The organism is Escherichia sp. MOD1-EC6300 (genome assembly GCF_002965045.1).
In the GTDB taxonomy this organism is placed as follows: Bacteria; Pseudomonadota; Gammaproteobacteria; order Enterobacterales; family Enterobacteriaceae; genus Escherichia; species Escherichia coli_F.
In genome coordinates this window covers 75,713-98,544 of sequence record NZ_PTRH01000006.1, presented here as the reverse complement: position 1 = coordinate 98,544, position 22,832 = coordinate 75,713, and the positions used below count along the sequence as shown (strand labels likewise).

The window sequence follows — 22,832 nt, the reverse complement described above, 5'->3', positions numbered from 1 at the left end:
AACAATGACAACATTACTTAACCCGTATTTTGGTGAGTTTGGCGGCATGTACGTGCCACAAATCCTGATGCCTGCTCTGCGCCAGCTGGAAGAAGCTTTTGTCAGCGCGCAAAAAGATCCTGAATTTCAGGCCCAGTTCAACGACCTGCTGAAAAACTATGCCGGGCGCCCAACCGCGCTGACCAAATGTCAGAACATTACAGCCGGCACTAACACCACGCTGTATCTGAAGCGTGAAGATTTGCTGCACGGCGGCGCACATAAAACTAACCAGGTTCTGGGCCAGGCTTTGCTGGCGAAGCGGATGGGTAAAACCGAAATCATCGCCGAAACCGGTGCTGGTCAGCATGGCGTGGCTTCTGCGCTTGCCAGCGCCCTGCTCGGCCTGAAATGCCGTATTTATATGGGTGCCAAAGACGTTGAACGCCAGTCGCCTAACGTTTTTCGTATGCGCTTAATGGGTGCGGAAGTGATCCCGGTGCATAGCGGTTCCGCGACGCTGAAAGATGCCTGTAATGAGGCGCTACGCGACTGGTCCGGCAGTTATGAAACCGCGCACTATATGCTGGGCACTGCAGCTGGCCCGCATCCTTACCCGACCATTGTGCGTGAGTTTCAGCGGATGATTGGCGAAGAAACGAAAGCGCAAATTCTGGAAAGAGAAGGTCGTCTGCCGGATGCCGTTATTGCCTGTGTTGGCGGCGGTTCGAATGCCATCGGCATGTTTGCAGATTTCATCAACGAAACCGACGTCGGCCTGATCGGCGTGGAGCCTGGTGGTCACGGTATCGAAACTGGCGAGCACGGCGCACCGTTAAAACATGGTCGCGTGGGCATCTATTTCGGTATGAAAGCGCCAATGATGCAAACCGAAGACGGGCAGATTGAAGAGTCTTACTCGATTTCTGCCGGGCTGGATTTCCCGTCCGTTGGCCCACAGCATGCGTATCTCAACAGCATAGGTCGTGCTAATTACGTGTCGATTACCGATGATGAAGCACTGGAAGCCTTTAAAACGCTGTGCCTGCACGAAGGGATTATCCCGGCGCTGGAATCCTCCCACGCGCTGGCCCACGCACTGAAAATGATGCGCGAAAACCCGGAAAAAGAGCAGCTACTGGTGGTTAACCTTTCCGGTCGCGGCGATAAAGACATCTTCACCGTTCACGATATTTTGAAAGCACGAGGGGAAATCTGATGGAACGCTATGAATCTCTGTTTGCCCAACTGAAGGAGCGCAAAGAAGGCGCATTCGTTCCTTTCGTCACCCTCGGTGATCCGGGCATTGAGCAGTCGCTGAAAATTATCGATACGCTAATTGAAGCCGGTGCTGACGCGCTGGAGTTAGGTATCCCCTTCTCCGACCCACTGGCAGATGGCCCGACGATTCAAAACGCCACACTGCGTGCCTTTGCGGCAGGTGTGACCCCGGCGCAGTGCTTTGAGATGCTGGCACTCATTCGCCAGAAGTACCCGACCATTCCGATCGGCCTTTTGATGTATGCCAACCTGGTGTTTAACAAAGGCATTGATGAGTTTTATGCCCAGTGCGAAAAAGTCGGCGTCGATTCGGTGCTGGTTGCCGATGTGCCCGTGGAAGAGTCTGCGCCCTTCCGCCAGGCCGCGTTGCGCCATAATGTCGCACCTATCTTTATTTGCCCGCCGAATGCCGACGAGGATTTACTGCGCCAGATTGCGTCTTATGGCCGTGGTTACACCTATTTATTGTCGCGTGCGGGCGTGACCGGAGCTGAAAACCGCGCCGCGTTACCTCTCAATCATCTGGTTGCGAAGCTGAAGGAGTACAACGCGGCGCCTCCATTGCAAGGATTTGGTATTTCCGCCCCGGATCAGGTAAAAGCAGCGATTGATGCAGGAGCGGCGGGCGCGATTTCTGGTTCGGCAATTGTTAAAATCATCGAGCAACATATTAATGAGCCAGAGAAAATGCTGGCGGTACTGAAAGCTTTTGTACAACCGATGAAAACAGCGACGCGCAGTTAATCCCACAGCCGCCAGTTCCGCTGGCGGCATTTTAACTATCTTTAATGAAGCAGGAAAAATCCTAAATTCATTTATTATTTATCTTTTTACCGTTTCGCTTACCCCTGACGTACGTCAACTTACGTCATTTTTCCGCCCAAAAGTAATATAATCAAACAAATTAATCCCGCAACAAAACACTACTAAAATCAATAATTTTCTCTAACCCACTTATTTCTTGGGTATTTATGAATATATCGAAAGTCTTTTTCAAAATATATTTTTCACATTCCTTCTCACTTTGCTCAATTTGACTAATTCTCATTACCGACTAATTTTAATGAGTGTCGACACACAACACTCATATTAATGAAACAATGCAACGCAACGGGAGAAATAACATGGCCGAACATCGTGGTGGTTCAGGAAATTTCGCCGAAGATCGTGAGAAGGCATCCGACGCTGGCCGTAAAGGCGGTCAACACAGCGGCGGTAATTTTAAAAATGATCCGCAACGCGCATCCGAAGCGGGTAAAAAAGGCGGTCAGCACAGCGGTGGAAATAAATCAGGAAAATCCTGATCCGCCGTTAATTATTAATATCAGCTGACGTTGATAAAGATAATTGCCTCTGCGGGCCGTATGGCTCGCAGTGATTTCACTGGAGAAAAATATGAATATGAAGTCCATTGAAGATGTATTTATTCACCTGCTTTCAGACACCTACAGTGCAGAAAAACAATTAACACGGGCACTAGCAAAACTCGCCAGAGCAACATCTAACGAAAAATTAAGTCAGGCTTTTCATGCACACCTCGAGGAAACTCATGGACAGATTGAACGTATTGATCAAGTTGTGGAATCTGAACCGAATCTGAAAATTAAGCGCATGAAATGTGTGGCAATGGAAGGTCTCATTGAAGAAGCTAATGAGGTCATCGAAAGTACCGAGAAAAACGAAGTACGTGATGCCGCACTGATTGCCGCTGCACAGAAAGTTGAGCACTATGAGATCGCCAGTTATGGGACATTAGCGACACTGGCTGAGCAATTAGGTTATCGTAAAGCAGCGAAGCTTCTGAAAGAAACTCTGGAAGAAGAAAAGGCCACCGACATGAAACTAACTGATCTGGCCCTTAATAACGTAAATAAGAAAGCAGAAAATAAAGCCTGAAATATGAACTTTAACTTTTAGTCATTTTATAAAGAGGACATTTTCATGAATCGTATTGAACATTATCACGACTGGTTACGTGACGCCCACGCAATGGAAAAGCAAGCAGAATCTATGCTTGAATCCATGGCCAGCCGCATAGATAATTATCCTGAGCTACGCGCTCGTATTGAACAACATGTTAGTGAAACCAAAAACCAGATTGTACAACTGGAAACTATTCTTGATCGTAATGACATTTCACGCTCAGTCATTAAAGATTCTATGAGTAAAATGGCTGCACTTGGGCAGTCAATCGGTGGTATATTCCCTTCTGATGAAATAGTCAAAGGCTCTATTAGCGGATATGTCTTCGAGCAATTTGAAATCGCCTGTTATACCTCACTCTTAGCAGCAGCAAAAAATGCCGGTGATACAGCCTCAATTCCGATTATCGAAGCGATTTTAAATGAGGAAAAGCAAATGGCCGACTGGCTGATTCAGCATATTCCGCAAACAACGGAGAAATTTTTAATTCGCTCCGAAACTGATGGCGTAGAAGCGAAGAAATAATACCCTTTATGCCATGTCCTTCTTGACCCCGTAATCACGGGGTCATTTTTGTGCGGAATTAAAAACGATATCCAGCTGAGAACATAAACACCCACGGATCGAGGCGTACGCTATCGTGTTGCTGTGCACCACCCAGCTTATAATTTGCGGTGGTGTCAATATCCATGTACCAGACTGACATGTTCACCAACCAGTCACGGTTAATCAGATAATCAACCCCCACCTGCCCGGCAGCTCCCCAGGAATCTTTCAGACTGAGATCGGATAGCCCCGCTTCTTTGCCATGATCGTTAAATCCATTATCAAAGAATGTGGTGTAGTTGATACCTGCACCAACGTAAGGACGGAATTTGCTGCTGGCATCGCCAAAATACCACTGCGCCATCAGTGTTGGCGGCAGATGATGAACGGTTGCAATATCACCGGTCGCCCGGGTACCGATTTTATGGCGGAACGGCGTCGCTGCCAGTAATTCCACACCAATATTGTCGGTCGCCATATAAGTAAACGTCAGACCCAGTTGAGTGTTATTGGTCACGCTAAATCCACCCAGACTTCCTAATGTACCACCAGCACCTTCTGTTGGACGTACAGTTGCAGAACCTGCACGCATAAAAAACTCGCCTGCTTCATGCGCAAAGGCACTGCCAGAAAGAAGAGTTGTTACTGCCAAAGCCGCCACTGTTAACTTTTTCATATCCGCTCCGTCGTTATGGTTATAAAAACGTGACGAATATACCCACATTGGAGTAACAAATGATCCTACACAGATCACATTATATATGATAATTCACCCTTTATTGATCTGGATTAATTTAGAAGTTGCACTGTGAATCCTGGTTAATGTGATTTAAATCAATTCCTATATATTTCACTACGCAAACATTAACTCGCTCGCCACTTGCTGCGGTTTGCCCATAGCTTAGACCCGCAATTACCTCCGCTTTACAAAGATATGCTTTTCCATACAAGACCTGATGCTGCCACCCGAGGCTTAACCAGGGTACAATTGCCCGCTAATTAACACCTGCATAAAACTCAAGGAGAGTGCATGTCTATCACGGCGCAGTCCGTATACCGTGACACCGGAAATTTCTTCCGTAATCAATTTATGACCATTCTGTTGGTATCGTTGCTATGTGCGTTTATCACAGTGGTGTTAGGGCATGTTTTCTCACCCAGTGATGCACAGCTTGCTCAGCTCAATGACGGCGTGCCCGTTAGCGGCAGTAGTGGGTTGTTCGACCTGGTTCAGAATATGTCACCTGAACAGCAACAAATTTTGCTGCAGGCTTCAGCGGCGTCCACTTTTTCAGGATTAATCGGTAACGCCATTCTCGCCGGAGGCGTAATATTAATTATCCAGCTGGTGTCTGCGGGTCAGAGAGTCAGTGCGCTTCGAGCTATTGGTGCCAGTGCGCCGATATTGCCAAAGTTATTTATTCTGATTTTTCTGACTACCCTTTTAGTACAGATTGGCATCATGCTGGTGGTCGTTCCGGGAATTATCATGGCCATTTTACTGGCTCTGGCACCGGTGATGTTGGTACAGGACAAAATGGGCATTTTTGCCTCGATGCGTAGCAGTATGCGGCTGACATGGGCGAATATGCGTCTGGTGGCACCCGCAGTACTGAGCTGGTTGCTGGCAAAAACACTGTTGCTGCTTTTTGCCTCTTCTTTTGCCGCATTAACCCCGGAAATTGGTGCCGTACTGGCGAACACTTTGAGCAACATGATTTCAGCCGTACTGCTCATCTATCTGTTCCGCCTGTATATGTTGATTCGCCAATAACCTTAAGCATTTGATTACGGAATCGTAAAATGAAGCAGTTTCTTGATTTTTTACCGCTGGTTGTCTTTTTCGCGTTTTACAAGATTTATGACATCTATGCGGCTACTGCGGCGCTGATCGTCGCCACGGCGATTGTGCTTATATATAGCTGGGTTCGCTTTCGTAAAGTTGAGAAGATGGCCCTGATCACTTTTGTTCTGGTGGTCGTCTTCGGTGGCTTGACGCTGTTCTTCCACAATGATGAGTTTATTAAATGGAAGGTTACTGTCATTTATGCCCTGTTTGCAGGTGCCCTGTTAGTCAGCCAATGGGTGATGAAAAAGCCGCTAATTCAGCGGATGCTGGGTAAAGAACTCACGCTGCCGCAACCGGTATGGTCGAAGCTGAATCTGGCCTGGGCTGTTTTCTTTATCCTTTGCGGTCTGGCAAACATCTACATCGCATTCTGGCTGCCGCAAAATATTTGGGTCAACTTTAAAGTGTTTGGCCTGACCGCTCTTACCTTAATCTTCACATTGTTAAGCGGTATCTATATCTACCGCCACATGCCGCAGGAAGATAAATCCTAACCAGACTGCCAGTCCTTCGGGGCTGGCACTGTATCTCCTCTGTTCTCCTCAGGAAAATCATAGTAGCATCGCGCCTGTGATTTTCCTTTTAAGTCGGTTTTACCATGTCTACAACACATAACGTCCCTCAGGGCGATCTTGTTTTACGTACTTTAGCCATGCCCGCCGATACCAATGCCAATGGTGACATCTTTGGTGGTTGGTTAATGTCACAAATGGATATTGGCGGCGCTATTCTGGCGAAAGAAATTGCGCACGGTCGCGTAGTGACCGTGCGGGTTGAAGGAATGACTTTCTTACGACCGGTTGCGGTCGGCGATGTGGTGTGCTGCTATGCACGCTGTGTCCAGAAAGGGACGACATCGGTCAGCATTAATATTGAAGTGTGGGTGAAAAAAGTCGCGTCTGAACCCATCGGGCAACGCTATAAAGCGACAGAAGCATTATTTAAGTATGTCGCGGTTGATCCTGAAGGAAAACCTCGCGCCTTACCTGTTGAGTAATAGTCAAAAGCCTCCGGTCGGAGGCTTTTGACTTTCTGCTTACTGAATTTCGGTGGTGCCGTTAATTTTAAACAGGATATTCACCACAATCCCACTGCCTGGCTTACCCGGCTCATAACGCCATCTGCGCATCGCATTTTTCACCTCACGCTCAAACATGTTCGCAGGCTTGGCTGAGAGGATTTGCACGTTATCCACGCGACCATCCGGCGTGACATCAAATTTAACTTTAACCTGCCCTTCAATGCGCAATGCCTGTGCTCGTGCCGGATACTGCGGCTGATTGCGACTTAATGCGCGTGGTCCTGAAGCCACACTTGTAACCGGCTTGCTGGTTGCAGCCGTCGCCGTACTTGATGTCGGGCGCGCGGGTGCCGTATTTTCAAACGGTGATGCCGGACGCGACTCTACGGGTTTGACATCGCGTTTTGGCTGCTCCTGTACCTTTTTCACCGGCTTCGGTTTTGGCTTAGGTTTCGGCTTAGGCTTTTCAATGACCACCGGTGCTTCTTTTGGCGGTTCAGGGATCGGCTCAGGTTCCGGTTCTGGCTCTACCACCGGCTCCGGTGGCGGCTGAACGGCTTGTGGCGGTTCGAGATCCGCAGGCGCAACCATCGTGACAGAAATTGGCTGCGCAGGCGCAGGTAGTTCAATAACCTGATGTACCGAGGTATAGAGCAGACCCGCCACAACAGCACCATGAATGCAGACCGAAAGTAACGTCGGCCAGGGGAAGCGGCGAGGTAAATCAAGGGTCATTGAAGTCATAATCATTTCAGTAGAAAAACCAGGCCTCGATTTTAAATGCAAATAGCAATCATATTCAATAAGGCAAGACGATCAGGATCAGTGAAAATGTCATTTTTGGCGTAATTGACCTTACTTTATGCATGGTCTTAACAAAGACATCATCTTTCCGTTGCAGATCTTCGCCCTTTCAAATAACGTACTTTACAACTTTCCCGAACAAGGAGTTGTGCCCGTGTTGTATGTTATTTACGCTCAAGACAAAGCTGATAGCCTCGAAAAACGCCTTTCCGTTCGTCCGGCACATTTAGCACGTTTACAGTTACTGCATGATGAAGGTCGATTGTTGACCGCCGGTCCAATGCCAGCAGTAGACAGTAACGATCCAGGGGCTGCGGGATTTACTGGCTCAACCGTTATTGCTGAATTTGAATCGCTGGAAGCAGCTCAGGCCTGGGCCGATGCTGACCCGTACGTGGCGGCAGGAGTCTATGAACACGTTTCAGTGAAACCATTTAAGAAAGTGTTCTGAATAGAGATTCAATATTTAAGGGCACGGTTTTAGCAACCGTGTTCTAGTTTGGCCTTTCCTTATAGGTCTGTCAGTGCATTCACCCCCACAAGCAGATAATAACTTTATCTGTATTTCTTTATATGATGTGAGCATATTCAGGAAAAATGCCCTTTCCTGACGCAGAGTTGCTCACTCAAAACCTTTGATTACTTCAGATAAAGTCATCTACTATTGTTTAACACATTCACGTGCTGCATGTATGTTCAGAAAATGTGCACGTTGAGATAATTAAACAAAATTGTGGTTACAGAGGTATCAGTGAGTCACTGGACTACATTCAAACAAACAGCAACAAATTTATGGGTGACCCTACGGCACGACATTCTCGCGCTGGCCGTCTTTTTAAATGGATTGCTTATTTTTAAAACAATCTATGGTATGTCGGTCAATTTGCTTGATATTTTCCATATCAAAGCCTTTTCAGAATTAGATCTCTCCTTGCTGGCAAATGCCCCACTCTTTATGCTCGGCGTCTTTCTTGTCCTGAACTCCATTGGCTTACTGTTCCGGGCAAAGCTCGCATGGGCAATCAGTATCATTTTGTTGTTGATAGCGCTAATTTACACCCTGCATTTTTATCCCTGGCTGAAATTTAGTATTGGATTTTGCATTTTTACGCTGGTGTTTTTGCTGATACTGCGCAAAGACTTCTCCCACAGTAGCGCCGCAGCCGGGACAATTTTCGCATTTATTAGTTTCACGACGTTACTGTTTTACTCCACCTACGGTGCGCTTTATTTAAGCGAAGGTTTTAATCCGCGAATAGAAAGTTTGATGACCGCGTTCTATTTTTCGATAGAAACCATGTCAACCGTCGGCTATGGCGATATTGTCCCTGTTTCTGAATCAGCACGATTATTCACTATTTCGGTCATTATTTCCGGCATTACCGTTTTTGCCACCTCCATGACTTCAATTTTTGGTCCGCTTATCCGCGGGGGATTCAACAAACTTGTAAAAGGAAAAAATCATACAATGCATCGTAAAGATCATTTTATTGTTTGCGGGCATTCGATTCTCGCCATCAATACGATTCTGCAACTGAATCAACGCGGACAAAATGTAACGGTTATCAGCAACTTGCCTGAAGATGATATCAAGCAACTTGAGCAACGCTTAGGTGATAACGCTGATGTTATCCCCGGTGACAGTAATGACAGTTCAGTATTAAAGAAAGCAGGAATCGATCGATGCCGGGCCATTCTGGCGCTGAGTGATAACGATGCTGATAACGCGTTTGTTGTACTATCGGCAAAAGATATGAGCAGTGATGTCAAAACAGTTCTCGCCGTCAGTGATAGCAAAAACCTGAATAAGATTAAGATGGTACATCCGGATATCATTCTCTCGCCGCAACTGTTTGGCAGCGAAATTCTGGCACGAGTTTTAAATGGTGAAGAGATTAATAATGATATGCTCGTTTCAATGTTGTTGAACTCCGGTCATGGTATTTTCAGCGATAACGATGAACAAGAAACGAAAGCTGACAATAAAGAATCGGCGCAAAAATAGAGTTTGAAGACGAAAGGGCAAACTTATTGGGCACCGCAATGGTGCCCAGAACATTTAGATATTGTAGATCGCAAACAATAACGAGTTACGCTGTTTGTTTAGAATGCACTTCCTGATGCTGTGGATACGCATATTTCGGCGCGACTGCCCCTCAAGCCAACGCGATTTACGTCGGCTAGCCTGACGCTGCATGCGCCAGCGCCCCACTTCCGTTCTACTCCGCTTCATGTTAACTACTCTATGCAATAACAGAATGGTCATTATACCCCCGACCCCGACGCTGACCAGTGCTTTTCCCGCGTTTTTATTTGCCAGATGAATCCATATGCGTAAACTCATAACAATGCGCTTTCAAAAGGATTTCTAATCTATGACAACCGTTTATACGTTGGTGAGTTGGTTGGCCATTCTGGGATACTGGTTGCTCATTGCAGGCGTAACTTTACGCATTCTAATGAAACGACGCGCAGTTCCCTCCGCGATGGCCTGGCTGTTGATCATTTACATTCTGCCCTTAGTCGGAATTATTGCCTATCTTGCCGTTGGCGAGCTCCATTTAGGCAAACGCCGCGCTGAGCGCGCCAGAGCGATGTGGCCTTCCACCGCAAAATGGCTTAACGACCTTAAAGCCTGTAAGCATATCTTCGCCGAAGAAAACAGCAGTGTCGCAGCGCCATTATTCAAGCTTTGTGAGCGTCGTCAGGGGATCGCTGGGGTCAAAGGGAATCAGCTGCAACTGATGACCGAGTCAGATGATGTGATGCAGGCGTTAATCCGCGACATCCAGCTCGCTCGCCATAATATTGAGATGGTGTTTTATATCTGGCAACCCGGCGGCATGGCGGACCAGGTGGCAGAATCTTTAATGGCCGCTGCACGTCGTGGTATTCATTGCCGACTAATGCTCGACTCCGCCGGAAGTGTGGCTTTTTTCCGCAGCCCGTGGCCAGAGCTAATGCGTAATGCCGGCATTGAAGTGGTCGAAGCATTAAAGGTCAATCTGATGCGTGTGTTTTTACGCCGTATGGATCTGCGCCAACATCGCAAGATGATCATGATCGATAATTACATCGCGTACACCGGCAGCATGAATATGGTCGACCCTCGCTACTTCAAACAGGATGCGGGTGTAGGGCAATGGATTGATCTGATGGCGCGTATGGAAGGTCCGATCGCCACCGCGATGGGGATTATATATTCCTGCGACTGGGAGATTGAAACCGGGAAACGTATTCTGCCGCCACCACCAGATGTCAATATTATGCCGTTTGAGCAGGCCAGCGGTCACACCATTCACACAATTGCTTCTGGCCCCGGCTTTCCGGAAGATCTCATTCACCAGGCATTACTGACTGCGGCTTATTCGGCACGTGAATATTTGATCATGACAACGCCCTACTTTGTGCCCAGCGATGATTTACTTCATGCGATTTGCACGGCGGCGCAGCGCGGGGTGGATGTCAGTATTATCCTTCCGCGAAAAAATGATTCAATGCTGGTTGGCTGGGCCAGTCGCGCGTTCTTTACGGAACTGCTGGCTGCTGGGGTTAAAATTTATCAGTTTGAAGGCGGGTTATTGCATACCAAGAGCGTGCTGGTCGATGGCGAATTAAGTCTGGTTGGTACCGTTAACCTTGATATGCGTAGTCTGTGGCTGAATTTCGAGATTACCCTGGCAATCGACGATAAAGGGTTTGGTGCTGACCTCGCCGCCGTTCAGGACGATTATATTTCGCGTTCTCGTCTGCTCGATGCCCGTTTATGGCTAAAACGCCCATTATGGCAACGTGTCGCCGAGCGACTGTTTTACTTCTTCAGCCCGTTGCTGTAAAACGTCGCCAACAGAGGTTAAACAGGTAGTGACTATGGATATGGATCTAAACAATCGCTTGACTGAAGATGAAACGCTTGAGCAGGCCTACGATATTTTTCTCGAACTGGCTGCCGACAATCTCGATCCAGCTGATGTTCTGCTGTTCAATCTTCAGTTTGAAGAGCGCGGCGGCGCGGAGTTATTCGATCCGGCAGAAGACTGGCAGGAACATGTTGATTTCGATTTGAACCCGGACTTTTTTGCCGAAGTGGTGATTGGTCTGGCGGACAGTGAAGATGGTGAAATCAACGATGTTTTCGCCCGCATTCTGTTATGCCGCGAAAAAGATCACAAACTGTGCCATATCATCTGGCGGGAATAAATAATCGCTTTCGGCGTGAAAAAGGGCTGACAACTGTCAGCCCTTATTTTGTTTAAAGCGGATCGACTTTCAGGCAAGACACGGCGTGTCTGAAACTCCCCTCCAGCACAGGACGTGTTTTGGCACACTCTGGACCGGCAATCGGGCAACGGGTACGGAAAACACAACCGGAAGGCGGGTTGATCGGCGACGGTAATTCTCCTTCCAGTAACTGGATAGTTTTGTTCTTCTCCAGATCCGGATCAGGTATGGGGACTGCCGACATCAATGCCCTGGTGTAAGGATGTAGCGGATTGTGGTAGACCTCATCATAGGTCCCCAGTTCTACCGCATGGCCGAGATACATCACCAGCACACGATCGGAAATGTGTTTTACCACGGCCAGGTCGTGAGCGATAAAAATTAATGACAATCCCATCTCGCGTTGCAGCTGCTGGAGCAGGTTGACCACCTGCGCCTGAATTGACACGTCCAGCGCCGACACCGGCTCATCACAGATAATCAGCTTCGGTTCAAGAATAAGAGCACGAGCAATCCCGATACGCTGGCACTGCCCACCAGAGAACTCATGCGGATAGCGGTTAATCAGGTTAGGCAATAACCCGACTTTCAGCATCATCGCCTTCACGCGCTCGCGAACTTCCTGGCGTGACATTTTCGGATGATAAGTACGCAGTGGTTCAGCGATGATCTCGCCGATGGTCATACGCGGGTTAAGCGATGCCAATGGATCCTGGAAAATCATCTGAATATCACTGCGAACGGCACGCCATTCATCGGGCTTCATGCCCAGCAACTCTTTACCTAACCAGGCAACATGACCGTCGGTCGCTTTAACCAGGCCAATGATGGCGCGAGCAAAGGTGGACTTACCGCATCCCGACTCCCCTACCACACCTAATGTTTCCCCTTCATACAGGCGAAGAGTTACACCATCTACGGCTTTGAGCGTTTTCGGCGGTTGCCAGAACCACTGTTTGCCATCTTTGATTTCAAAGTGCACTTTCAGATCGGCGATTTCGAGGAGGACTTTTCTTCCTTCGGTTACAGCATTCATAACAGTTCCTCCACCGGTTTAAAGCAAGCACGCAGACGGCCAGGCGTAAACTCTTCCAGCGGCGGTGCGCTACTACAAATTTCCATCGCATGCGGACAACGTGGCTGGAACGGGCAACCTTTCGGTAATCGCAACAGGTTTGGCGGATTACCCGGGATGGTCAACATTGTTTCACCTTCCGCATCGAGACGCGGCACCGCGTTGAGTAAACCGATAGAATAAGGATGAACGGGTTGATAAAAGACATCGCGCGCGTTGCCATATTCCATCGTGCGCCCGGCGTACATTACCAGCACTTTGTCGCAGATCCCTGCCACCACGCCAAGATCGTGGGTGATCATAATGATGGCGGTATTAAATTCCCGCTTCAGTTCATTCAATAGCGTCATGATCTGCGCCTGTACGGTGACGTCCAGCGCAGTAGTGGGTTCATCAGCAATCAGTAGCTTAGGTCGACATAGCAATGCCATCGCAATCATGACTCGCTGACGCATGCCACCAGAAAATTCATGCGGGTACATTTTCATGCGTTTACGTGCTTCCGGCATTTTTACCGCATCGAGCATCCGCACCGACTCTTCAAACGCCTCAGCTTTGCTCATGTTCTTATGCAACATCAGCACTTCCATCAACTGCTCACCGACGCGCATATAGGGATTCAACGAAGTCATCGGATCCTGAAAAATCATTGAGATTTGTTCAGCACGCAGTTTATTGAGTTCACGCTCTGGCAAATTGAGGATTTCACGCCCATTGAAGGTTGCCGATCCGCCAATACTTCCGTTGGCAGCCAGCAGGCCCATCAACGCAAATGCAGTTTGCGATTTACCCGAACCAGACTCACCTACAATGCCCAGCGTTTCTCCGGCACGTAGAGAAAAATTCAAATCATTGACCGCCGTGACGTCGCCATCCGGGGTACTAAAGGTGACACGCAAATCTTTCACGTTCAGCAGTGCGTCAGCCTGTTGTTGTGCGAGCGGCACAGTTGCAGTTTCAATTACGCTCATGGCTGCACTCCTTAACGATCTTTCGGGTCGAGGGCATCACGCAAGCCATCGCCGATAAAGTTGAAACAAAATAGCGTCACCACGAGGAATCCCGCTGGGAACAACAGTAACCATGGAGAGACTTCCATCGAGTTCGCGCCATCACTCAGCAATGCGCCCCAGCTGCTTAACGGCTCTTGCGTCCCCAACCCCAGGAAGCTAAGGAAAGATTCAAAGAGGATCATGCTGGGCACCAGTAGCGATGCGTAGACCACCACCACACCGAGTACGTTCGGTACAATGTGGCGAATAACAATGCCCGGCGTCGATACACCGCCAACTTGTGCCGCCTCAATAAACTCTTTACGCTTCAGACTCAGGGTTTGCCCACGCACAATACGAGCCATATCCAGCCAGGAAACCATGCCAATCGCCACGAAAATCAGCAGGATGTTTTGACCGAAAAAGGTCACCAGCAAAATGACGAAGAACATGAATGGGAAGGAGTTGAGGATTTCCAGCAGACGCATCATTACCGAATCCACTTTACCGCCCAGATAACCGGAAAGCGAACCATAAAGTGTCCCCACGACCACTGCCACCAGTGCCGCAGCAACACCGACCATGAGTGAGATACGCCCGCCAATCGCAACACGCACAAGCAGGTCGCGACCGGATGAGTCAGTACCAAAGTAGTGACCGGACTCCATATCTGGGGCGCTGGACATCATCGCCCAGTCAGTATCGTCATAGGCAAACTGCGAAAGCATCGGTGCCAGGATTACAAATAACGCGATTAGCACCAGCACTATCAGACTGGCAACCGCCGCACGGTTATGCATAAAACGTCGACGTGCGTCCTGCCACAAGCTGCGCCCTTCGACCTCCAGCTTTTCACTGAAATTTTCCAGCGTCTCGCTGTTTTTCTTACTTAACATCATCGCGAGCTCCAGTATCAGTAACGGATTTTCGGGTCGATAACCGCATATAGCACATCGACAATGGCATTAAACAAAATGGTTAACGCGCCAACCAGAATGGTCAGACTTAACACTAAGGAATAGTCACGATTCAATGCGCCATTAACGAACAATTGCCCAATCCCCGGTAAACCATAAATGGTTTCGATGACCATAGAACCGGTAATAATGCCGACAAATGCAGGGCCCATATAGGAGAGCACGGGTAACAGAGCAGGTTTTAGTGCGTGGCGTAAAATGATCCGCCGCATAGGTAACCCTTTCGCCCTGGCGGTACGAATAAAGTTGGAGTGTAAAACCTCAATCATAGAGCCACGGGTAATACGCGCGATACTGGCGATATAGGCGAGTGACAACGCCACCATTGGCAGTATCATGAATTTAAGCGCCCCGCCATTCCAGCCACCGCCCGGTAGCCAATGCAAAATGATCGCAAATATCATGACTAATAATGGCGCAACCACAAAACTGGGGATAACCACCCCGGTCATTGCCAGCCCCATCACTGTATAGTCCCATTTGGTGTTTTGTTTTAATGCAGCAATAACGCCAGCACTAACGCCCAGTACTACCGCAAGGAAAAATGCAGCGGCTCCCAGTTTTGCTGAAACCGGAAAGCTGGAGGCTACCAGGTCATTGACCGAATAATCTTTATATTTAAAAGACGGACCGAAATCGCCATGCGCCAGTTGTTTCAGGTAACTGAAATACTGAGTCATGATCGGATCATTAAGATGATATTTCGCTTCGATATTGGCCATCACTTCTGGCGGTAAAGTACGTTCGCCGGTAAAAGGGCTTCCCGGCGCGAGGCGCATCATGAAGAACGAAATAGTAATAAGAATAAATAGCGTCGGAATCGCTTCCAGACAGCGACGTAGAATAAATTTTAACATTGCCCTACCTTCTGGCCTGTGCCTTCTGTAATGCGATAAAAATCAGACACCGTGGAGCAGGACACTCCTGCCCCACGTATTGCCATTAGTGCTTCACAATGTACATATTCCGGGTGTAGGTATTATCCAGCGGATCTTTGCCGGTATAGCCACCAACCCACGGTTTCACCAGACGCGCATTCACGTAGTAATAAACAGGAACAATGGCCGAATCCTTATCCAGCTGTTGTTCTGCTTTAGTGTACAGAGCTGTGCGCTGCGCCTCGTCAGTCGCTTTCAGCGTTTCCGCCATAATGCTGTCAAAGGCCGGGCTCTTATAATGCGCGGTATTCATCGAGCTGTTCGACAGCATGGTGTTCAGGAAGGAAGTTGGTTCGTTGTAGTCTGCACACCAGCCTGCACGGGCCACATCAAAAGTGCCCTGGTGACGGGTGTCGAGGAACGTTTTCCACTCCTGGTTAACCAGTTTGACGTTTACACCAATGTTTTTCTTCCACAATGAAGAGGCAGCAATCGCCAGCTTTTTATGGAGATCGGAGGTGTTATACAACAGGTTGATGGTCAACGGTTTGTCTGCGGTATAACCCGCTTCAGCCAGCAGTTTTTTCGCTTCTTCGTTACGTTTTTCCTGGCTCCAGCCAAACCATTCCGGCTGAGTCAATTTTGCGCCATCAGTATACGGTGGAGTGTAACCATAGGCGGGCATGTCGCCCTGCGCTTTCACTTTATTAACAATGATATCGCGGTCCATACCCAGTTTCAGTGCGGTACGCACACGTACATCGTTGAATGGCGGTTTCTGGTTGTTAATTTCGTAATAATAAGTGCACAGGTATGGATCAACGTGAACTTCGTCCGGGATCTCTTTTTTCAGCTTCTGGAACAATTCGATCGGCATGTTGTTATAAGTCATGTCGATTTCACCACTACGGTAGCGGTTGACATCGGTAACTTCAGAAGCAATAGGCAAATAGGTTACCTGGTTAATAACGGTTTTCGCGTTGTTCCAGTAGGTTGGGCTGCGTTCAAGAACGATTCGTTCGTTTACGACCCAATCTTTTAAGGTATAGGCACCGTTGGTGATGATATTACCAGGCTGGGTCCATTTTTCGCCGAATTTCTCGATAGCGGCTTTTGGCACCGGTGAAGTTGATGGGTGAACAAGTAATTTATAGAAGTACGGAACAGGTTCACTTAAGGTGACTTCTAATGTGTGATCATCAATAGCTTTCACGCCGAGATCGGTAATCGGTTTTTTCCCTTCAAGAATTTCATCAATACCGGCGATATGCCCATATTGCAGATAACTGGCATACGGAGAAGCGGTGTTTGGATCAACAGAACGTTGCCAGCTATACACAAAGTCTTGTGCTGTGACTGGCGTGCCATCAGACCATTTCGCATCTTTACGCAAATGGAAGGTCCAGACTTTCGCGTCTTTATTATCCCAGGATTCAGCGACGCCAGGTGCCGGATGACCGTCAAGATCGCTGACCAGTAAGCCTTCAAACAGGTCTCGGCTGATATTAGACTCCGGAACACCTTCAATTTTATGCGGATCTAATGACTGAACTTCTGAACCATTGTTACGTACCAGCGTTTGTTTTTCCGCCAGTGTGACGCCTGCGGGTACATCAGCTGCCAGCGCGACATTCCCTGCCATAAGCGCAGCCAGAACGCCAGCTGCTACTAAACTTCTCTTGGTGATGTTGGTCATTGTTTTTTGGACTCCCTCATTATAATTACTGGTATTAACCAGCATGTGTAATCCCGGATTGGGACCCTGCACAGGCTCGGAGACTTTCTGCTGTCAGGTTACTTTATCGTTACGGATTGCTATCACTGACTTTATTTATTCTGGTGATTCAGACGATCACCTTATGTCGATTCGTACTGTGTCTCCCCTGTCGAGACACATTATTCTTTCGCGACGCTCTTTAATTGTTAATTATTCTCATTACCAATAAAAATTGTCTGGCGGTTGCCCGGAAAGTACCAAATGCGCTTCTTACTCGCCAATACATTTTGCAAAATTGTTAAGCAATTCTCTTTTATTGACCGTATCAGAATCTATAGTTTGCATCCATGTCTTAACAAACATCTTTCAATTCAATCAAATAGAGATTGGTTAAGCATGTCTATCTTTTCTGATTACAGTTCCAGTAGTGAAATGCACAATAATTTAACAATTGATTATTATTTAGCACTTTCCTCTACCAAAGGCAGTGGAATTACTAATATCATTTCAATTATTCTTCAGCAAGCCCAGGATTATGATGTGGCGAAAATAACATGATGGTGAGGAGAAGCAGTTAAGGAAATCCTTATAACTAACTGTAATTTGAGAAGAATATTTTTACCCATTCCTTTTGCTTTTGATAACTGCGCGGGAACAAAGTAAAAATAATGACGAAGTAAACGGAGCATGGCAGCTCCGTTTCATTTGAAAGGAATTAATTAAGCAGGCCGGGGAAAATCCCCTTAATACCAGTAACGATAAATTCAATCCCCAATGCCATCAGCAATAGCCCCATAATACGCGTAATCACGTTGATGCCGGTCTGGCGTAAAACCCGTACCAGCCACGGTGCCATGCGGAACAATCCCCAGCAACATAAAGCGAACAAAGCAATAGCCACAAAGAAACCAAACAGATAGCTAATGCTGTGATAACGCGTACCCCAGACGATGGTAGAACTGATCGCCCCTGGCCCCGCCATCAACGGCAACGCCAACGGCACCACACCAATGCTTTCACGTACCGCGGTTTCTGATTTTTCTTGCTTGTTCTGTTTATCCTCGCCAAGCTTGCCGCTGATCATCGACATCGCTATTGTCACCACCAGGATGCCACCGGCGATACGGAATGAATCAATTGATATACCAAAAAGTTGCAGAATCGTGTCGCCGAGAAAAAGCGAGATCCACAAGATAATGGCCACAGACAGGTTGGCTGTAAGGTTCGTTTTGTTTCGCGCTGCCGCTGTCTGATAACTGGTCATGCTGATAAAGACGGGAATAATCCCTACCGGGTTGACCAGCGCAAATAACCCGATGAAAAATTTGAAGTAAACGGGAAAATCAAAAAGGGTCTGAATCACGGTTAGCTCCGAAGCAAAAGCCGGATAATGTTAGCCATAAAAAGGTTAAAAAGACGCGCTGACAATACGCCTTTTAACCGCATTTTTCACCTCCTAACTACTTAAAATTGCTATCATTCGTTATTGTTATCTAGTTGTACAAAACATGCTAATGTAACCAACAAACCATACTACAATTTATTAACTGTTAGCTATAATGGCGAAAAGCGATGCTGAAAGGTGTCAGCTTCGCAAAAATTTGATTTGGATCACGTAATCAGTACCCAGAAGTGAGTAATCTTGCTTACGCCACCTGGAAGTGACGCATTAGAGATAAATAGCTCTAATGTTTAAACTCTTTTAGTAAATCACAGTGAGTGTGAGCGCGAGTAAGCTTTTGATTTTCATCGGTTAAGCAAATCATCACCGCACTGACTATACTCTCGTATTCGAGCAGATGATTTACTAAAAAAGTTTAACATTATCAGGAGAGCATTATGGCTGTTACTAATGTCGCTGAACTTAACGCACTCGTAGAGCGTGTAAAAAAAGCCCAGCGTGAATATGCCAGTTTCACTCAAGAGCAAGTAGACAAAATCTTCCGCGCCGCCGCCCTGGCAGCTGCAGATGCTCGAATCCCACTCGCGAAAATGGCCGTTGCCGAATCCGGCATGGGTATCGTCGAAGATAAAGTAATCAAAAACCACTTTGCTTCTGAATATATCTACAACGCCTATAAAGATGAAAAAACCTGTGGTGTTCTGTCTGAAGACGACACTTTTGGTACCATCACTATCGCTGAACCAATCGGTATTATTTGCGGTATCGTTCCGACCACTAACCCGACTTCAACTGCTATCTTCAAATCGCTGATCAGCCTGAAGACCCGTAACGCCATTATCTTCTCCCCGCACCCGCGTGCAAAAGATGCAACCAACAAAGCAGCTGATATCGTTCTGCAGGCTGCTATCGCTGCCGGTGCTCCGAAAGATCTGATCGGCTGGATCGATCAACCTTCGGTTGAACTGTCTAACGCACTGATGCACCACCCAGACATCAACCTGATCCTCGCGACCGGTGGTCCGGGCATGGTTAAAGCCGCATACAGCTCCGGTAAACCAGCTATCGGCGTAGGCGCGGGTAACACGCCAGTTGTTATCGATGAAACTGCTGATATCAAACGTGCAGTTGCATCTGTACTGATGTCCAAAACCTTCGACAACGGCGTAATCTGTGCTTCTGAACAGTCTGTTGTTGTTGTTGACTCTGTTTATGACGCAGTACGTGAACGTTTCGCAACCCACGGCGGCTATCTGTTGCAGGGTAAAGAGCTGAAAGCTGTTCAGGATGTTATCCTGAAAAACGGTGCGCTGAACGCGGCTATCGTTGGTCAGCCAGCCTATAAAATTGCTGAACTGGCAGGCTTCTCTGTACCAGAAAATACCAAGATTCTGATCGGTGAAGTGACCGTTGTTGATGAAAGCGAACCGTTCGCACATGAAAAACTGTCCCCGACTCTGGCAATGTACCGTGCTAAAGATTTCGAAGACGCGGTAGAAAAAGCAGAGAAACTGGTTGCTATGGGCGGCATCGGTCATACCTCTTGCCTGTACACTGACCAGGATAACCAACCGGCTCGCGTTGCCTACTTCGGTCAGAAAATGAAAACGGCCCGTATTCTGATCAACACCCCGGCGTCTCAGGGTGGTATCGGTGACCTGTATAACTTCAAACTCGCACCTTCCCTGACTCTGGGTTGTGGTTCCTGGGGTGGTAACTCCATCTCTGAAAACGTTGGTCCGAAACACCTGATCAACAAGAAAACCGTTGCTAAGCGAGCTGAAAACATGTTGTGGCACAAACTTCCGAAATCTATCTACTTCCGCCGTGGCTCTCTGCCAATCGCGCTGGATGAAGTGATTACTGATGGCCACAAACGTGCGCTCATCGTGACTGACCGCTTCCTGTTCAACAATGGTTATGCTGATCAGATCACTTCCGTACTGAAAGCAGCAGGCGTTGAAACTGAAGTCTTCTTCGAAGTAGAAGCTGACCCGACCCTGAGCATCGTTCGTAAAGGTGCAGAACTGGCAAACTCCTTCAAACCAGACGTGATTATCGCGCTGGGTGGTGGTTCCCCGATGGACGCCGCGAAGATCATGTGGGTCATGTACGAACATCCGGAAACTCACTTCGAAGAACTGGCGCTGCGCTTTATGGATATCCGTAAACGTATCTACAAGTTCCCGAAAATGGGCGTGAAAGCGAAAATGATCGCTGTCACCACCACTTCTGGTACAGGTTCTGAAGTCACTCCGTTTGCGGTTGTAACTGACGACGCTACTGGTCAGAAATATCCGCTGGCAGACTATGCGCTGACCCCGGATATGGCGATTGTCGATGCCAACCTGGTTATGGACATGCCGAAGTCCCTGTGTGCTTTCGGTGGTCTGGACGCAGTAACTCACGCCATGGAAGCTTATGTTTCTGTACTGGCATCTGAGTTCTCTGATGGTCAGGCACTGCAGGCACTGAAACTGCTGAAAGAATATCTGCCAGCGTCCTACCACGAAGGATCTAAAAATCCGGTAGCGCGTGAACGTGTTCACAGTGCAGCAACTATCGCGGGTATCGCGTTTGCGAACGCCTTCCTGGGTGTATGTCACTCAATGGCGCACAAACTGGGTTCCCAGTTCCATATTCCGCACGGTCTGGCAAACGCCCTGCTGATTTGTAACGTTATTCGCTACAACGCGAATGACAACCCGACCAAGCAGACTGCATTCAGCCAGTATGACCGTCCGCAGGCTCGCCGTCGTTATGCTGAAATTGCTGACCACCTGGGTCTGAGCGCACCGGGCGACCGTACTGCTGCTAAGATCGAGAAACTGCTGGCATGGCTGGAAACGCTGAAAGCTGAACTGGGTATTCCGAAATCTATCCGTGAAGCTGGCGTTCAGGAAGCAGACTTCCTGGCGAATGTGGATAAACTGTCTGAAGATGCATTCGATGACCAGTGCACCGGCGCTAACCCGCGTTACCCACTGATCTCCGAGCTGAAACAGATTCTGCTGGATACCTACTACGGTCGTGATTATGTAGAAGGTGAAACTGCAGCGAAAAAAGAAGCCGCTCCGGCTAAAGCTGAGAAAAAAGCGAAGAAATCCGCTTAATAAGTAGCGCTGTCTGGCAACATAAACGGTCCCTTCTGGGGCCGTTTTTTTGTTTTACCCAAAGCAACTTTCCCATAAACCGACAGCATTTGCCTTCATCATATTTACGGCGATGTATAACGCCTACACACAGCGATATTGTACTTTACAGGTCACAAGTCAACGTCACTGTAAAAGCGATCTGTGAGGGGTATAGTGGCGTTAAAGAACTGTCGAGAAGGGTATATACACCGGATGAAGTGCGTAAAATGAACTGACAGGATAAAAGCGCCCTGCTCACCCTGTCAGTAAAGAAATTCTTATTAATCGTGGCGATGCCTTTCCTGAATAGCCGTTAATGAGCCGACTTCTAACGCCTCTTTATAGTGTTTGCGGCATACAGAAACGTAGCGTTCATTACCACCAATAACCACCTGCTCACCTTCGTTATAAGGTCTGCCTGCTTGATCAAGACGCAGCACCATGCTTGCTTTACGGCCACAAAAACAGATGGTTTTTAATTCAACCAGTTTGTCGGACCATGCCAGTAAGTATTGGCTGCCAATAAATAATTCACCTCGAAAATCGGTACGTAAACCATAACAAAGTACGGGTATATCGAGTTGATCTACAACCTCCGATAATTCATATACTTGTTGTCTGGTTAAAAACTGGCATTCATCAACCAGTACGCAATGAATTGCCTGCTGTTCATGTTCCGCACGAATCTCATCAAATAATGATGAATTTTGGTTAAATAATTTTGCAGGCGATGACAAACCTATACGCGAGCTGACTTTCCCGGCACCAAAGCGATCATCAATTTCTGCCGTATATACGACAGTGCGCATGCCGCGTTCCTGGTAATTGTATGAAGATTGCAACAATGCTGTAGACTTACCCGCATTCATTGCGGAATAGTAGAAATATAGCTGTGCCATCAGCCACAGGCCCTCAATGATATGAATTAAAGTTGGCTGGAGTTTATCATAATTCGTCAGTTTTTCAGCTCAACAGTATGCATAGAAGTGGTATATGCGTTCTCCCTTACGAAGCCTTGCATAATCCTTCTGAG

24 protein-coding genes and 1 pseudogene are annotated in these 22,832 nt (G+C 47.7%); 15 read left to right on the top strand and 10 right to left on the bottom strand.

What is annotated here, in order from left to right; all coding sequences use genetic code 11:
- Positions 1-4 precede the first annotated feature (4 nt).
- From trpB to BGE37_RS11425, 5 genes are all read left to right on the top strand, one after another.
- The gene (trpB, locus tag BGE37_RS11445) at positions 5-1,198 is read left to right on the top strand and encodes a tryptophan synthase subunit beta (protein WP_000209510.1); all 1,194 of its coding nucleotides are present in this window, start codon (positions 5-7) and stop codon (positions 1,196-1,198) included.
- Positions 1,198-2,004 carry a tryptophan synthase subunit alpha gene (trpA, locus tag BGE37_RS11440; RefSeq protein ID WP_103253883.1) on the top strand — a complete coding sequence of 269 codons (807 nt, stop codon included), beginning with the start codon at positions 1,198-1,200 and terminating at the stop codon, positions 2,002-2,004. Before trpB ends, trpA begins: the two co-directional genes overlap by 1 nt.
- A 380-nt stretch (positions 2,005-2,384) precedes the next feature.
- Positions 2,385-2,564 carry a general stress protein gene (locus tag BGE37_RS11435; RefSeq protein ID WP_000807647.1) on the top strand — a complete coding sequence of 60 codons (180 nt, stop codon included), beginning with the start codon at positions 2,385-2,387 and terminating at the stop codon, positions 2,562-2,564.
- Between the two features lie 91 nt (positions 2,565-2,655).
- Positions 2,656-3,156 carry a YciE/YciF ferroxidase family protein gene (locus BGE37_RS11430; protein WP_001056440.1) on the top strand — a complete coding sequence of 167 codons (501 nt, stop codon included), beginning with the start codon at positions 2,656-2,658 and terminating at the stop codon, positions 3,154-3,156.
- Between the two features lie 45 nt (positions 3,157-3,201).
- A complete protein-coding gene (locus tag BGE37_RS11425) occupies positions 3,202-3,708 on the top strand; it encodes a ferritin-like domain-containing protein (protein ID WP_001079516.1) in 507 nt (168 codons plus the stop codon).
- Between the two features lie 58 nt (positions 3,709-3,766).
- On the opposite strand, the gene ompW is transcribed toward BGE37_RS11425, so the two are convergent.
- Positions 3,767-4,405 carry an outer membrane protein OmpW gene (ompW, locus tag BGE37_RS11420; protein WP_000737226.1) on the bottom strand — a complete coding sequence of 213 codons (639 nt, stop codon included), beginning with the start codon at positions 4,403-4,405 and terminating at the stop codon, positions 3,767-3,769.
- A 237-nt stretch (positions 4,406-4,642) separates the two neighbouring features.
- Between ompW and BGE37_RS11415 the strand changes: the two are divergent.
- From BGE37_RS11415 to yciA, 4 genes and pseudogenes are all read left to right on the top strand, one after another.
- A pseudogene (locus BGE37_RS11415) lies at positions 4,643-4,732 on the top strand (YkgJ family cysteine cluster protein); the annotation flags it as partial.
- 27 nt (positions 4,733-4,759) lie between these two features.
- Positions 4,760-5,503: a YciC family protein gene (locus tag BGE37_RS11410; protein WP_000028542.1), complete on the top strand. Its 744-nt coding sequence runs from the start codon at positions 4,760-4,762 to the stop codon at positions 5,501-5,503.
- 29 nt (positions 5,504-5,532) lie between these two features.
- Positions 5,533-6,072, top strand: a complete 540-nt coding sequence (locus BGE37_RS11405; protein WP_000808667.1) for a septation protein A — start codon at positions 5,533-5,535, stop codon at positions 6,070-6,072.
- A 104-nt stretch (positions 6,073-6,176) separates the two neighbouring features.
- Positions 6,177-6,575 (top strand): acyl-CoA thioester hydrolase YciA, encoded by a 399-nt coding sequence (gene yciA / locus BGE37_RS11400; RefSeq protein WP_000108160.1) that lies wholly within the window; start codon positions 6,177-6,179, stop codon positions 6,573-6,575.
- Between the two features lie 39 nt (positions 6,576-6,614).
- On the opposite strand, the gene tonB is transcribed toward yciA, so the two are convergent.
- Complete coding sequence (gene tonB, locus BGE37_RS11395) at positions 6,615-7,334, bottom strand: TonB system transport protein TonB (RefSeq protein ID WP_000171276.1); 720 nt, start codon at positions 7,332-7,334, stop codon at positions 6,615-6,617.
- A 223-nt stretch (positions 7,335-7,557) separates the two neighbouring features.
- On the opposite strand from tonB, the gene BGE37_RS11390 reads away from it, so the two are divergent.
- Positions 7,558-7,854, top strand: coding sequence for a YciI family protein (locus BGE37_RS11390; RefSeq protein WP_000967595.1), 297 nt, complete (start codon positions 7,558-7,560; stop codon positions 7,852-7,854).
- Positions 7,855-8,154: 300 nt separating this feature from the next.
- Positions 8,155-9,408 carry a voltage-gated potassium channel protein gene (gene kch / locus BGE37_RS11385; RefSeq protein WP_032302922.1) on the top strand — a complete coding sequence of 418 codons (1,254 nt, stop codon included), beginning with the start codon at positions 8,155-8,157 and terminating at the stop codon, positions 9,406-9,408.
- A gap of 54 nt (positions 9,409-9,462) precedes the next feature.
- Here kch and BGE37_RS25150 read toward each other — a convergent pair whose 3' ends face one another.
- Positions 9,463-9,636 (bottom strand): YciY family protein, encoded by a 174-nt coding sequence (locus BGE37_RS25150; RefSeq protein ID WP_001309467.1) that lies wholly within the window; start codon positions 9,634-9,636, stop codon positions 9,463-9,465.
- Between the two features lie 142 nt (positions 9,637-9,778).
- Here BGE37_RS25150 and cls point away from each other — a divergent pair, with 142 nt between their 5' ends.
- Together cls and BGE37_RS11370 are read left to right on the top strand one after the other, a co-directional pair.
- Positions 9,779-11,239, top strand: coding sequence for a cardiolipin synthase (cls, locus tag BGE37_RS11375; RefSeq protein ID WP_000214516.1), 1,461 nt, complete (start codon positions 9,779-9,781; stop codon positions 11,237-11,239).
- A gap of 34 nt (positions 11,240-11,273) precedes the next feature.
- Positions 11,274-11,603, top strand: coding sequence for an HI1450 family dsDNA-mimic protein (locus BGE37_RS11370; protein ID WP_000366959.1), 330 nt, complete (start codon positions 11,274-11,276; stop codon positions 11,601-11,603).
- Between the two features lie 52 nt (positions 11,604-11,655).
- Here BGE37_RS11370 and oppF read toward each other — a convergent pair whose 3' ends face one another.
- From oppF to oppA, 5 genes are all read right to left on the bottom strand, one after another.
- Positions 11,656-12,660, bottom strand: coding sequence for a murein tripeptide/oligopeptide ABC transporter ATP-binding protein OppF (oppF, locus tag BGE37_RS11365; protein ID WP_000994905.1), 1,005 nt, complete (start codon positions 12,658-12,660; stop codon positions 11,656-11,658).
- Positions 12,657-13,670 (bottom strand): murein tripeptide/oligopeptide ABC transporter ATP-binding protein OppD, encoded by a 1,014-nt coding sequence (gene oppD / locus BGE37_RS11360; RefSeq protein WP_105288037.1) that lies wholly within the window; start codon positions 13,668-13,670, stop codon positions 12,657-12,659. The genes oppF and oppD overlap by 4 nt, the downstream gene beginning before the upstream one ends.
- A gap of 11 nt (positions 13,671-13,681) precedes the next feature.
- Positions 13,682-14,590, bottom strand: coding sequence for an oligopeptide ABC transporter permease OppC (gene oppC / locus BGE37_RS11355; RefSeq protein ID WP_000979659.1), 909 nt, complete (start codon positions 14,588-14,590; stop codon positions 13,682-13,684).
- Between the two features lie 14 nt (positions 14,591-14,604).
- The gene (oppB, locus tag BGE37_RS11350; RefSeq protein ID WP_000911114.1) at positions 14,605-15,525 is read right to left on the bottom strand and encodes an oligopeptide ABC transporter permease OppB; all 921 of its coding nucleotides are present in this window, start codon (positions 15,523-15,525) and stop codon (positions 14,605-14,607) included.
- Positions 15,526-15,610: 85 nt separating this feature from the next.
- Positions 15,611-17,242: an oligopeptide ABC transporter substrate-binding protein OppA gene (oppA, locus tag BGE37_RS11345; RefSeq protein ID WP_001317786.1), complete on the bottom strand. Its 1,632-nt coding sequence runs from the start codon at positions 17,240-17,242 to the stop codon at positions 15,611-15,613.
- Between the two features lie 282 nt (positions 17,243-17,524).
- Between oppA and BGE37_RS25335 the strand changes: the two genes are divergently transcribed.
- Positions 17,525-17,821 (top strand): hypothetical protein, encoded by a 297-nt coding sequence (locus BGE37_RS25335; protein ID WP_001211521.1) that lies wholly within the window; start codon positions 17,525-17,527, stop codon positions 17,819-17,821.
- 157 nt (positions 17,822-17,978) lie between these two features.
- Here the strand turns inward: BGE37_RS25335 and ychE are convergent, their stop codons facing one another.
- A complete protein-coding gene (gene ychE, locus BGE37_RS11335) occupies positions 17,979-18,626 on the bottom strand; it encodes an NAAT family transporter YchE (RefSeq protein WP_000616773.1) in 648 nt (215 codons plus the stop codon).
- A 476-nt stretch (positions 18,627-19,102) separates the two neighbouring features.
- Here ychE and adhE point away from each other — a divergent pair, with 476 nt between their 5' ends.
- On the top strand, positions 19,103-21,778 hold the full coding sequence (adhE, locus tag BGE37_RS11330; protein ID WP_000301643.1) for a bifunctional acetaldehyde-CoA/alcohol dehydrogenase: 2,676 nt from the start codon (positions 19,103-19,105) through the stop codon (positions 21,776-21,778).
- Between the two features lie 302 nt (positions 21,779-22,080).
- Here the strand turns inward: adhE and tdk are convergent, their stop codons facing one another.
- Positions 22,081-22,698 carry a thymidine kinase gene (gene tdk, locus BGE37_RS11325; protein ID WP_000068076.1) on the bottom strand — a complete coding sequence of 206 codons (618 nt, stop codon included), beginning with the start codon at positions 22,696-22,698 and terminating at the stop codon, positions 22,081-22,083.
- Between the last annotated feature and the right edge of the window lie 134 nt (positions 22,699-22,832).

What these genes read in the sequence shown, in the direction of transcription:
- trpB (WP_000209510.1), top strand. Translation starts at nt 5, where the DNA reads ATGACAACATTACTTAACCCGTATTTTGGTGAGTTTGGCGGCATGTAC.
- trpA (WP_103253883.1), top strand. Translation starts at nt 1,198, where the DNA reads ATGGAACGCTATGAATCTCTGTTTGCCCAACTGAAGGAGCGCAAAGAA.
- BGE37_RS11435 (WP_000807647.1), top strand. Translation starts at nt 2,385, where the DNA reads ATGGCCGAACATCGTGGTGGTTCAGGAAATTTCGCCGAAGATCGTGAG.
- BGE37_RS11430 (WP_001056440.1), top strand. Translation starts at nt 2,656, where the DNA reads ATGAATATGAAGTCCATTGAAGATGTATTTATTCACCTGCTTTCAGAC.
- BGE37_RS11425 (WP_001079516.1), top strand. Translation starts at nt 3,202, where the DNA reads ATGAATCGTATTGAACATTATCACGACTGGTTACGTGACGCCCACGCA.
- ompW (WP_000737226.1), bottom strand. Translation starts at nt 4,405, where the DNA reads ATGAAAAAGTTAACAGTGGCGGCTTTGGCAGTAACAACTCTTCTTTCT.
- BGE37_RS11410 (WP_000028542.1), top strand. Translation starts at nt 4,760, where the DNA reads ATGTCTATCACGGCGCAGTCCGTATACCGTGACACCGGAAATTTCTTC.
- BGE37_RS11405 (WP_000808667.1), top strand. Translation starts at nt 5,533, where the DNA reads ATGAAGCAGTTTCTTGATTTTTTACCGCTGGTTGTCTTTTTCGCGTTT.
- yciA (WP_000108160.1), top strand. Translation starts at nt 6,177, where the DNA reads ATGTCTACAACACATAACGTCCCTCAGGGCGATCTTGTTTTACGTACT.
- tonB (WP_000171276.1), bottom strand. Translation starts at nt 7,334, where the DNA reads ATGACCCTTGATTTACCTCGCCGCTTCCCCTGGCCGACGTTACTTTCG.
- BGE37_RS25150 (WP_001309467.1), bottom strand. Translation starts at nt 9,636, where the DNA reads ATGAAGCGGAGTAGAACGGAAGTGGGGCGCTGGCGCATGCAGCGTCAG.
- cls (WP_000214516.1), top strand. Translation starts at nt 9,779, where the DNA reads ATGACAACCGTTTATACGTTGGTGAGTTGGTTGGCCATTCTGGGATAC.
- BGE37_RS11370 (WP_000366959.1), top strand. Translation starts at nt 11,274, where the DNA reads ATGGATATGGATCTAAACAATCGCTTGACTGAAGATGAAACGCTTGAG.
- oppF (WP_000994905.1), bottom strand. Translation starts at nt 12,660, where the DNA reads ATGAATGCTGTAACCGAAGGAAGAAAAGTCCTCCTCGAAATCGCCGAT.
- oppD (WP_105288037.1), bottom strand. Translation starts at nt 13,670, where the DNA reads ATGAGCGTAATTGAAACTGCAACTGTGCCGCTCGCACAACAACAGGCT.
- oppC (WP_000979659.1), bottom strand. Translation starts at nt 14,590, where the DNA reads ATGATGTTAAGTAAGAAAAACAGCGAGACGCTGGAAAATTTCAGTGAA.
- oppB (WP_000911114.1), bottom strand. Translation starts at nt 15,525, where the DNA reads ATGTTAAAATTTATTCTACGTCGCTGTCTGGAAGCGATTCCGACGCTA.
- oppA (WP_001317786.1), bottom strand. Translation starts at nt 17,242, where the DNA reads ATGACCAACATCACCAAGAGAAGTTTAGTAGCAGCTGGCGTTCTGGCT.
- BGE37_RS25335 (WP_001211521.1), top strand. Translation starts at nt 17,525, where the DNA reads ATGCGCTTCTTACTCGCCAATACATTTTGCAAAATTGTTAAGCAATTC.
- adhE (WP_000301643.1), top strand. Translation starts at nt 19,103, where the DNA reads ATGGCTGTTACTAATGTCGCTGAACTTAACGCACTCGTAGAGCGTGTA.
- tdk (WP_000068076.1), bottom strand. Translation starts at nt 22,698, where the DNA reads ATGGCACAGCTATATTTCTACTATTCCGCAATGAATGCGGGTAAGTCT.